Below are 1895 nucleotides of genomic sequence, written 5' to 3'. Positions count from 1 at the left end.
CCTGCGGCCGGCCGCAGGCGCCCGGCCCTGCTACCACCCGCCCGGGGGCGGGGTGAGGCGCCGGGAAGCGCGCCCCCGCGCCGAGACCCCGCCCAGCAGGTCGTCCAGGTGGACGGTCCCCACGATCCCGCCGGTCACGGGATCGACCACCGGCAGCTGCGCCACCCCGTGGACGCCCATCAGCCGGACCGCGTCCGAGACGGGACTGCCCGGGACCACCGTGACCGCCGGGCCGGCCATGACCTCACCCGCGGTCACGCCGGCCCCCGGACCCGCCGGACCGTCCCGCCGGACGACGTCCTTGCGCAGGATGTCCTCACGCGAGACGGTGCCCACCGGCCGGCGGCCGGAGTCGATGACGGTGACCGCGCCGACCTTGAAGCGCCGCATCGTCTCCACCAGCTCGGCGAACGACGCCCCCCGCCGGACCGCGATGGCCACCACGCCCATGACCTCTCCCACCGTCGTCATCGCCGGGCCCCCTCCCCTTCTCCCGTCCCCTCAGGATCCCGAGCCGGCCGGCGCCGCGCGCCGCACGGCGGCCGCGCGGACCACGGTCACCGTCAGCGCCAGCGTCACCGCCGAGACCACGGCCAGCAGCACCAGCCCCAGCGCGTACGAGCCGAACCGGCCGTACAGGAATCCCATCACCAGCGGCGGGACGAATCCGCCCAGCCCGCCGGCGGCGCCGACCAGACCGGTGACCGATCCCACCTTGTCGGCCGGGGCGACCTGGGCGACCAGCGCGAAGGTGGCGCCGCTGCCGGCGCCCAGCGCCGCCGCCATGATCAGGAACGCCGCGGTGCCCACCGGGACCAGCGGCGGGGTGAAGGCCACGACGGCCGCCGCGGCGCAGGTCACCGCGAACACGCCGGCCAGGACGGGCAGCGGCCCGACCCGGTCCGACAGCCAGCCCCCCCGCCGGGCGCATCAGGACCGCCAGCAGCACGAACCCCGCCATCCGGTTGGCGGCGTCGGCCTGCTCCAGGCCGTAGGCGGTCTGCAGGTAAGCCGGCAGGTAGACGGAGAAGGCGACGTAACCGCCGAACGCCACCGCGTACAGCGCGCACGCCTGCCAGGTGATCGGCAGGCGCGCGGCGGCCGACAGCCGAGCGGTGAGCGGCTGGGACGGCACGGTGCGCCCGGGGCGTCGCGCAGGAACATCCAGGCGAGGGCGGCGTAGACCGCCAGCACCGCCGCGGTGAGCAGGAACGGGGTGGCCGAACCGCCGGTCTTGACCAGGGTGACGGTGGTCAGCGCGCTGATCGCGGTACCGCCCATGCCCGCCCCGAAGACCCCCAGGGCCAGGCCCCGGCGGTGCGGCGGGAACCAGGCGCCGACGAAGGGCACTCCCACCGCGAACACCGTCCCGCCGATGCCCAGGAAGAAGCCCCCGGCCAGCAGCGCCGGCAGCGAGCCCTGCCCGGCCACGCCGATGAACAGGACCGGGACGATGGTGGCGGCCGACACCAGGGGGAACATCACCCGGCCGCCGAACCGGTCGGTCAGGGCGCCGACGGGGATGCGGCCCAGCGAGCCCACCACCACCGGGACCGCGACCAGTAGCGCCTGCTGGGCGGCCGACAGGCCCAGCAGGTCCTTGAACCGGGGCCCCAGCGGGCTCAGCAGCGCCCAGGCCCAGAAGTTCACCGCGAACCCCAGGGTCGCCAGGGCGAGCATCGCCGCCGCCCGCCCCGTGGAGACGGCCGGGTCCTGCCCGCCGGTCTTGGCCGTGGTCATCACATCGCTCCTCGTCGCATCGGTCGCCGTATCAGCGGCTTCCATGACATCGGCCGGCCCCCTGCCGCCGGTACCGACGAAGGTCCTTTCCGCCCGGGACCTCGGGCCCCGGCACCGGCTGGGGCGCCGGCACCCCCCCAGCCGGTGCCGGGGGC

At 76.3% G+C, this 1895-nt stretch carries 3 protein-coding genes; all 3 read right to left on the bottom strand.

Annotated elements, in window-relative coordinates:
* Positions 1-30: 30 nt before the first annotated feature.
* From ACWJ6R_RS35590 to ACWJ6R_RS35580, 3 genes are read right to left on the bottom strand one after another with little or no spacing between them, the layout of a single operon-like run.
* A complete protein-coding gene (locus tag ACWJ6R_RS35590; RefSeq protein WP_449066423.1) occupies positions 31-471 on the bottom strand; it encodes a CBS domain-containing protein in 441 nt (146 codons plus the stop codon).
* 30 nt (positions 472-501) lie between these two features.
* Positions 502-909, bottom strand: coding sequence for an MFS transporter (locus ACWJ6R_RS35585; protein WP_449066424.1), 408 nt, complete (start codon positions 907-909; stop codon positions 502-504).
* A 21-nt stretch (positions 910-930) separates the two neighbouring features.
* Positions 931-1740 carry an MFS transporter gene (locus tag ACWJ6R_RS35580; RefSeq protein WP_449066422.1) on the bottom strand — a complete coding sequence of 270 codons (810 nt, stop codon included), beginning with the start codon at positions 1738-1740 and terminating at the stop codon, positions 931-933.
* Positions 1741-1895: the final 155 nt, after the last annotated feature.

It is taken from the genome of Planomonospora algeriensis, from assembly GCF_977012225.1.
The sequence above is the reverse complement of the archived record's forward strand: the minus strand, read 5'-3'. Positions and strand labels throughout refer to the sequence as shown.